Below are 7,250 nucleotides of genomic sequence, written 5' to 3'. Positions count from 1 at the left end.
GCCCGAGGGGCTGCGGCCTTCCTCGTGTCCGGTCCGCCGGCTACGCCGACAGCGGGAGGGACGAGGGGTGGAGCTTGAAGAACGGGTGGCGCCCGGTGGCCGCGAGGGCTCCGGGCACGAGGAGCTGACGGTACTTGGCGCACCATTGCGCGGTTCCCTCCGTGTGCTCCGCCGCGGCGGCGAGATCGTCGGCCTCCGGGCTCAGGTACTCCTGCACGTCTCCGTCGGTCGACGTGAGACGCACGAGGTGCAGGTCGGGGAGGGCGGTGACGGTCACGTCGATCCACTCCTCGCGCTGGTCGGTGGTGATGGCTGTTCTTTCTTCGGACATGGTCATGTTTTCTCCTGACGTTCTTGCAGGCATCCGATGGCGTTGCCCGCCGCTTCGTCATCCGATCCACCCGGGAACATCGGGTTGGCGCGCGGCGGGTCGGAGCCTCTCCACGGATCGTTCGGAGATCGTCGATCTCCGGGCGAGTCCCGTGGACGCCGCATCTCGAGAAGCAGATTTCAGGCTACCCCGCGGCTCCGACACCACGACAGACGGGTCGTGAGTTGTGTCACCGAAACGTAATGCTGGGGGTCGTCGCCGGCGCCGTCCCCCGGTGTTCGGGACCCATTTCAGCGCAGCGATGTGTCGTGGAGGTGTCGGAGCGGTGACACCCCGGGGAAGACCCGCGCACGGGCGGGTGGCACCGGCCCTGAGCTGTGCGCCCCGGAGCTGTCCGCTCCGGAGCCGTGCGGCCGGTGTGGTTCAATGGACCCAGCTTCAAGAGACCCGGTCGGCAAGCTCCGACTTGACCGGGCACCAACCCCATGTTCACGGGTGGTTCGGATGACGAAGCGGCTCGCATCGCCGCAGCAGCGGTACCCGGTGCGAGCAAGAGCGCACGAAGGATCCCGGTCATGTCCGACTCCCGCCACCCTGTCGCCGCCCGGACGGGCGTGCCCCCCGAGACCGCCGGGCGCGTCCCGGTCACGGGGGACCTGCACCGCCACGACCCCCGCCGGGACGTCCCGGCGATCAGCGTCGCCGCCATGAGCATCGAGGACTACGCCCGCGCGGTGCAGGTCCGCACCGAGTTCGTGGACTTCCTGCTGGCTCCGGCCCGCGGGGAGCTCGCCGCCGCGGCCTGAGGCCCGTCGTCGTGGACCTCCTCCTGGACCGTTCCGTGCTGCTGGGGGTGCGCACCCCGGAGCGCTGCCCCGAGCTGGCCGACGTCCTGCGCCGGCACGGCCACCGGCGCCTGTTCCTGCCCGCCACGGTGCTCGGCGAGCTGCTCGCCGAGCGGCCCGACGAGACCCTGTGGGCGGAGCAGCTCGAGCTGCGCTTCCCCGGCCGGGTGCTCCCGGTGGACGCCGCCGTGGCCCGGGCCTGGGGTGCCCTCGGACCGGCGGGGACGGCGGACCCGCTCGCCGGTCTCACCGCGGCCACGGCCCTGGTGCACGGGCTGACGGTGCTGACCACCGAGCCCGGGCGGTACGCCGGCACCGGGACGGCCGTGCTGGAGGCCTCGCCCGCCCGGTCCTAGCGCTCAGGCGGCGCGGCGGTGCCGCCGGCCCCGCCCCGGTGCCGCGAGGGCCACAGCTCGCTCGTAGTGCTCGAGCAGCCGGTCGACCAGCACGTCCCACGTGCGGCCCTGGACCGCCGCGTGCGCCGCGGCGCCGAACGCTGCCCGTTTCGCCTCGTCGCCCACCAGGTCGGCCACCCGGCCGCGCAGGGCCCCGAGGTCGCCCGGGGGATAGAGCCAGCCGGTGCGGGAGGGGTCCACGAGGTCGAGGGGCCCGCCCCTGCCGGTCGCGACCACGGGCACCCCGGAGGCCATGGCCTCCTGGATCGTCTGACAGAACGTCTCGAACTCCCCGGGGTGGACGAACACGTCCAGGGACGCCATGATCCGCGCGAGCTCGGCGCCGCTGCGGCGGCCGGTGAAGTGCGCCTGCGGGAGCCGGCGGCGCAGGGCGTCCTCCTCCGGCCCCGAGCCGACGACCACCAGCCGGGTGCCGGGCAGGTCGGCGACCGCGGCGAGATCCTCGACCTGCTTCTCCGGGGCGATCCGGCCCACGTATCCGACGATCCGCCGGCCACCGCCGACCTCCTGGCGCCACTGCTCGTCCCGGTGCCGGGGGGCGAAGCGGGTGGTGTCCACCCCGCGCCGCCACAGGTGCACGTCCCGGACGCCGTGCTCGGTCAGCTGCCGGACCGCCGAGGTGGACGGCGCGAGGGTGAGCGTCGCGAGGTTGTGCATGGAGCGCACGTGCCCCCACAGCAGCTGCTCGAGGAACGGCGCCCCGTACTTGGCCGCGTAGCCGGGCACGTCCGTCTGGTACACCGCCACGCACGGCACGCCGAGCTGCTGGGCCGCCACGATGGCCCGGCGGCCCAGCACGAACGGCGAGGCCGCGTGGACCACGTCCGGCCGGATGCGCTCCAGGTGCCGGCGCACCCGCGCCACGGTCCCGCCGGCCACGCGCACGTCGGGATAGCCGACCAGCGGCACGGCGGGCAGCCGGTGCACCGGCACCCCGTGGAGGTCCTCGACGGCCTCCTCCGCGAGACGACCGAGCGGCGCGGGGTCGTAGGACGGCGCCAGGACCACGACCTCGTGGCCCCCGGCCACCAGCTGCTCGACGACGCGCAGCACCGAGTGGGTGACTCCGTTCAGGTGGGGCAGGAACTGCTCGGCGACCACGGCGACTCTCATGGGACCGAGCCTGTCCGGCCCGGTCGACGGGACGGCGAGCGGCGCGTGGCCCGCCGGTGAAGGCGCCGTGAAGCCTCTGCCTTGGGGTCGCGCGGGCGTGGGAGGATGGTCGGTGATGACATCCCATGGCTCTTCCTCCCCCGCAGCACGCCGCGACCGCACCGGTGTGCCCATGCCGCTGTGGCTGCAGGGCGTGCTCGAACTCGGCTCCGTGGCCGTGATCTCCTACCTGCTGGTCCTGCTGACCGTCCTCATGGTCTGGCTCGCGGACGGCTTCGACTCCCTCGGGCTGACCGGCGGGTTCGTGCTCTCCGGGCACGTGTGGCTGCTCGCGCACCTCACTCCGCTCCAGGTGGCCCTGGACCCGGGCGCCGGACTGCCCGAGACCTCCGGGACGCTCAACCTCGTCCCGCTCGGGCTGACCCTCGTCCCGTTCGCCCTGGCCTGGCACGCCGGGCGACGGCTGGCGCGCGCCTGCTGGGAGGGCCAGTTCTGGCAGCCGTACCTCAGTGGGCTGGCCGCCTACGCCGCGCTCGGCGCCGGCGCCGCGCTGCTGCTCAGCGGCGGGGCGGTCTCGGCCAGCCCGGCCGCGGCCGCCGTCTTCCCGCTCGTCCCCGTGGCCCTGGGCGGATTCGTGGGCGCCTACCGGGCCTCACGCTCCCTGCCGGGGCTGATCGGGGTGAACGCCGCCGCCTGGGTCGAGCGCACGAGCCAGTACTCCCGCTGGGCCGGCTCCTACGTGTGGGCGGTGCTGCGCGCCGGCTTCGTCGCGGCGGTGGCCGGGGTCGGGGCGGGCGCCGCCCTGCTCGCCGCCGCCCTGTTCTGGAACTGGAACGACGTGGTGGGCGTCTACCAGCGGCTCGGCACCGGCGTGCCGGGGGACACCGCGCTGACGGGGCTCCAGCTCGGCTACCTGCCCAACCTGGCGGTCTACGCGCTGGCCTGGGCCACCGGCGCGGGCTTCGACCTCGGCTCCGCCGCGCACGCCTCACCGCTGGGCACCGACGCCGGACCGGTGCCGCTGCTGCCCGCGCTCGCCGCGCTGCCGCCCGCCGAGCTCCCGGACTGGGCGCTCGTGGTGGTCGTGCTGCCGGTCCTGGCCGGTGTCCTCGCCGGCTGGTGGTTCCTGCGCGAGGGGGAGAACCACCTGGACGACTGGATGGCGCTGCGGCTGCCCGCGCGCTGGATCACGTATCCGCTCTCCACGCTGCTGACCGGGGTCCTCGTGGGCGCGGTCGCGGGGGTGCTGGTGATGCTGCTGAGCTGGCTGGCGCACGGCTCGCTGGGCCTCGGCCGGCTCACGGACGTGGGCCCCGACGGGTCCGCGGTGCTGCTGCTGTTCGGCGCCGAGGTCGCCGTGGGAGCGGTGCTGGGCTGCGTGGTGGGGCCGTGGCTCGAGCACGAGCCGCCGTTCGCGCCGCCCCGGGGCGGGGAGGACGGGGCGGACGGCACGCCGGCCGCCCGGCGGGCCGCGCGTCGGCGCCGCCGGGAGGAGGCCGCGGCACGGCGCGCCATGCGATCGGCCGGCCGCCGGAATTCGCGGACGGCACGCGGGCACGGGACCGGGCACGGGACCGAAGACGACGGGGACGCCGACGATGTGGAGCGCCAGGATGCCGAGCGGGACGCGACGGGCCGGCAGCGGGGCGCCGGCCCGTGGGCGGCTCAGGGACGGGCCGTGGCGGAGCCCTCCGAGGCGTTCGACGTGGACGCAGCCGAGACGTCGGCGGCGTCCTCCGACGCCGCAGCTCCCGGGCCGCCGGAGAGGTAGCTCCAGATCCCGTCCTCGAGCTCCTGCTGGCACTGCGCCGCACCGGAGAGCGTGAGCGTGCCGGCCACGCACTCCTGGTAGGCCTCGGCCACGGGCCACAGCGCCAGGCGGGCACCACCGGTGAGCAGGCTCAGCGTGCCCAGCACGATCGCCGCGACCGCGCTCAGGACCAGGAGCCGGCGCCGGCCGGAGCCGCGGGAGCGCACGAGGGCCGCGATGCCCAGTCCGAGTCCGAGGGCCGCCAGCACGACCCCCGCCACGGTCGGCCACAGGTCGGAGCCGACCAGCACGAGCGCCACCGCCGCGCACACCAGCCCCCCTCCCGCCGTGCGGGTCGCTGCGGCGCGTCGTGCGTCCGCGGGGGCTGCCTCGGGGGTCGGGCGGGGAGGGGTCATGCCCTTCACTCTAGGGCACCCCGGGGACCCTCCCCGCGCGCCCGACTAGACTCGACGGCATGCGCATCGTGGTCATGGTCTCCGGCTCCGGCACCAATCTGCAGGCGGTCCTCGACGCCGTCCGGGAGGGCCGGATCGACGTCGAGATCGCCGCCGTGGGCGCGGACAAGCCCTGCGCGGGACTGGAGCGGGCACGGCGGGCCGGCGTCGAGACATTCCTCGTGCGCCCCGCCGACCACCCCGACCGCGCGCGGTGGAACCGTGCCGTGCAGGAGGCGGTGGCCGCCCGGGAACCGGACCGGGTCGTCTTCGCCGGGTTCATGCGGATCGTGGACGCCGAGTTCGTCGACGCGTTCGCGGGGCGCATCGTCAACACCCACCCCTCGCTGCTGCCCTCCTTTCCCGGGGCGCACGCGGTGCGGGACGCCCTCGCGCACGGGGTGAAGATCACCGGCGTCACCGTCCACGAGGTCGTCGCCGACGTCGACGCCGGCCCGATCCTGGCGCAGGCGGCGGTGCCCGTGGAGGACGGGGACACCGAGGACCGGCTGCACGAGCGGATCAAGGCCGCCGAGCGCGAGCTGCTCGTGCGCACGCTCGGCGCGGCGTCCCGGCGGGGCGCCCTGCACGACGCCCGGTGAGCAGGCCGGTCGACGGTCCGTAAAATGGTCCGCGGCGGATCCCGCCGGCAACCACGACCTCGAACGCTTGGAGAACCTGTGAGCCCCATCCAGCTTGACCGCGTGCCCATCAAGAGGGCGCTGGTGTCCGTCTACGACAAGACCGGGCTGGAGGATCTCGCCACGGGGCTGCACCGGGCCGGCGTCGCGATCGTGTCCACCGGCTCGACCGCCCGGCGCATCGCGGACCTGGGCGTGCCCGTGACCGAGGTCGCGGAGGTCACCGGGTTCCAGGAGTGCCTGGAGGGCCGGGTCAAGACCCTGCACCCGCGGGTGCACGCGGGCATCCTCGCGGACCGCCGGAAGCAGGACCACCTGGACCAGCTCGCGGCGCTGGAGATCGAGCCGTTCGACCTCGTGGTGGTCAACCTGTACCCGTTCGTGGACACCGTGCGCTCCGGCGCCGGCCAGGACGAGGTCGTCGAGCAGATCGACATCGGCGGTCCCTCCATGGTCCGGGCCGCCGCGAAGAACCACGCGGCCGTGTCCGTGGTCGTGGACCCGTCCTCCTACGACGCGGTCGTCGAGGCCGCGGCGTCCGGCGGCTTCGACCTGCGGGCCCGCCGCCGGCTGGCCGCCGCCGCGTTCGCGCACACCGCCGCCTACGACACCGCGGTGGCGACCTGGACGGCCCAGCAGTTCGAGCAGGACGAGTCCGCGAACTCCTGGCCGCCCTACGCGGGCCTGGCGCTGCAGCGCTCGGCCTCCCTACGCTACGGCGAGAACCCCCACCAGAAGGGGGCCCTCTACGTGGACGAGGCCGCGTCCCCGGGCATCGCGCAGGCCGACCAGCTGCACGGCAAGGAGATGTCCTACAACAACTACGTGGACGCCGACGCAGCCCTGCGCGCCGCCTACGACTTCGACGAGCCCGCCGTGGCCGTCGTCAAGCACAACAACCCGTGCGGGCTCGCCGTGGCCACCCCCGGGGCCGAGGACCCGATCGCCGACGCCCACCGCAAGGCCCACGCGTGCGACCCGCTCTCCGCCTACGGCGGGGTCATCGCCGCCAACCGGACCGTGACGCGGGCGATGGCCGAGACCGTGCAGGACATCTTCACCGAGGTCGTCGTGGCCCCCGGCTTCGAGCCCGCGGCCCTGGAGATCCTGCAGGCCAGGAAGAACATCCGTCTGCTCGAGCTGCCCGAGGGCTTCGAGCGCGACGTCCTCGAGTACCGGCAGGTCTCCGGCGGTGCGCTCCTGCAGGTCGCCGACCGGCTCGACGCCGAGGGCGACGACCCCGCCGGCTGGACCCTGGCCGCGGGCGAGCCGGCGGACGAGCGGACCCTCGCCGACCTCGCCTTCGCGTGGAAGGCGCTGCGGGCCGTGAAGTCCAACGCGATCCTGCTCGCCGACCACGGCGCGTCCGTGGGGATCGGCATGGGCCAGGTCAACCGCGTGGACTCCTGCAGGCTCTCGGTGGAGCGGGCCAACGCCCTGGGCGAGGCCGGCGCCGAGCGCGCGCGGGGAGCCGTGGCGGCCTCGGACGCGTTCTTCCCGTTCGCGGACGGTCTGCAGGTGCTCCTCGACGCCGGCGTGCGCGCCGTCGTCCAGCCCGGCGGCTCCATCCGGGACGAGGAGGTCGTGGCCGCGGCCGAGGCCGCCGGCGTGACGATGTACGTCACGGGGGCCCGCCACTTCTTCCACTGAGCCGCCTCCCGGTCCCGCGCACGACGACGGCCGCACTCCCCGCGGGGAG

The 7,250-nt window shown here is 74.8% G+C and carries 8 protein-coding genes and 1 riboswitch; of the genes, 5 read left to right on the top strand and 3 right to left on the bottom strand.

Going from position 1 to position 7,250, the window contains the following annotated elements; genetic code table 11:
* Positions 1-40: 40 nt before the first annotated feature.
* Positions 41-337, bottom strand: coding sequence for a hypothetical protein (locus ACFU0Y_RS15970; protein WP_017832157.1), 297 nt, complete (start codon positions 335-337; stop codon positions 41-43).
* 430 nt (positions 338-767) lie between these two features.
* Positions 768-893, top strand: a riboswitch (SAM riboswitch).
* A gap of 13 nt (positions 894-906) precedes the next feature.
* Here ACFU0Y_RS15970 and ACFU0Y_RS15965 point away from each other — a divergent pair.
* Positions 907-1,137 carry a hypothetical protein gene (locus ACFU0Y_RS15965; RefSeq protein ID WP_380215581.1) on the top strand — a complete coding sequence of 77 codons (231 nt, stop codon included), beginning with the start codon at positions 907-909 and terminating at the stop codon, positions 1,135-1,137.
* Positions 1,138-1,148: 11 nt separating this feature from the next.
* On the top strand, positions 1,149-1,532 hold the full coding sequence (locus ACFU0Y_RS15960; RefSeq protein ID WP_380215579.1) for a PIN domain-containing protein: 384 nt from the start codon (positions 1,149-1,151) through the stop codon (positions 1,530-1,532).
* Between the two features lie 3 nt (positions 1,533-1,535).
* On the opposite strand, the gene ACFU0Y_RS15955 is transcribed toward ACFU0Y_RS15960, so the two are convergent.
* Positions 1,536-2,705, bottom strand: coding sequence for a glycosyltransferase family 4 protein (locus ACFU0Y_RS15955; RefSeq protein ID WP_380215577.1), 1,170 nt, complete (start codon positions 2,703-2,705; stop codon positions 1,536-1,538).
* Positions 2,706-2,820: 115 nt separating this feature from the next.
* Between ACFU0Y_RS15955 and ACFU0Y_RS15950 the strand changes: the two genes are divergently transcribed.
* A complete protein-coding gene (locus ACFU0Y_RS15950; protein WP_380215583.1) occupies positions 2,821-4,476 on the top strand; it encodes a DUF6350 family protein in 1,656 nt (551 codons plus the stop codon).
* Here ACFU0Y_RS15950 and ACFU0Y_RS15945 read toward each other — a convergent pair.
* Complete coding sequence (locus tag ACFU0Y_RS15945; protein ID WP_380215575.1) at positions 4,371-4,871, bottom strand: hypothetical protein; 501 nt, start codon at positions 4,869-4,871, stop codon at positions 4,371-4,373. The two genes, ACFU0Y_RS15950 and ACFU0Y_RS15945, sit on opposite strands and share 106 nt — an antisense overlap.
* A 59-nt stretch (positions 4,872-4,930) precedes the next feature.
* Here ACFU0Y_RS15945 and purN point away from each other — a divergent pair, with 59 nt between their 5' ends.
* Together purN and purH are read left to right on the top strand one after the other, a co-directional pair.
* Positions 4,931-5,512 (top strand): phosphoribosylglycinamide formyltransferase, encoded by a 582-nt coding sequence (gene purN / locus ACFU0Y_RS15940; RefSeq protein ID WP_380215573.1) that lies wholly within the window; start codon positions 4,931-4,933, stop codon positions 5,510-5,512.
* A 78-nt stretch (positions 5,513-5,590) separates the two neighbouring features.
* On the top strand, positions 5,591-7,201 hold the full coding sequence (purH, locus tag ACFU0Y_RS15935; protein ID WP_380215571.1) for a bifunctional phosphoribosylaminoimidazolecarboxamide formyltransferase/IMP cyclohydrolase: 1,611 nt from the start codon (positions 5,591-5,593) through the stop codon (positions 7,199-7,201).
* The last annotated feature ends 49 nt before the right edge of the window (positions 7,202-7,250 follow it).

This window comes from Kocuria sp. NPDC057446, from assembly GCF_042802875.1.
GTDB lineage: Bacteria > Actinomycetota > Actinomycetes > Actinomycetales > Micrococcaceae > Kocuria.
This window is presented reverse-complemented; position numbering and strand designations above follow the sequence as displayed.

Coding starts and splice junctions, on each gene's coding strand:
- ACFU0Y_RS15955 (WP_380215577.1), bottom strand. CDS start 2,705: ATGAGAGTCGCCGTGGTCGCCGAGCAGTTCCTGCCCCACCTGAACGGA.
- ACFU0Y_RS15970 (WP_017832157.1), bottom strand. CDS start 337: ATGACCATGTCCGAAGAAAGAACAGCCATCACCACCGACCAGCGCGAG.
- ACFU0Y_RS15965 (WP_380215581.1), top strand. CDS start 907: ATGTCCGACTCCCGCCACCCTGTCGCCGCCCGGACGGGCGTGCCCCCC.
- purN (WP_380215573.1), top strand. CDS start 4,931: ATGCGCATCGTGGTCATGGTCTCCGGCTCCGGCACCAATCTGCAGGCG.
- ACFU0Y_RS15945 (WP_380215575.1), bottom strand. CDS start 4,871: ATGACCCCTCCCCGCCCGACCCCCGAGGCAGCCCCCGCGGACGCACGA.
- ACFU0Y_RS15950 (WP_380215583.1), top strand. CDS start 2,821: ATGACATCCCATGGCTCTTCCTCCCCCGCAGCACGCCGCGACCGCACC.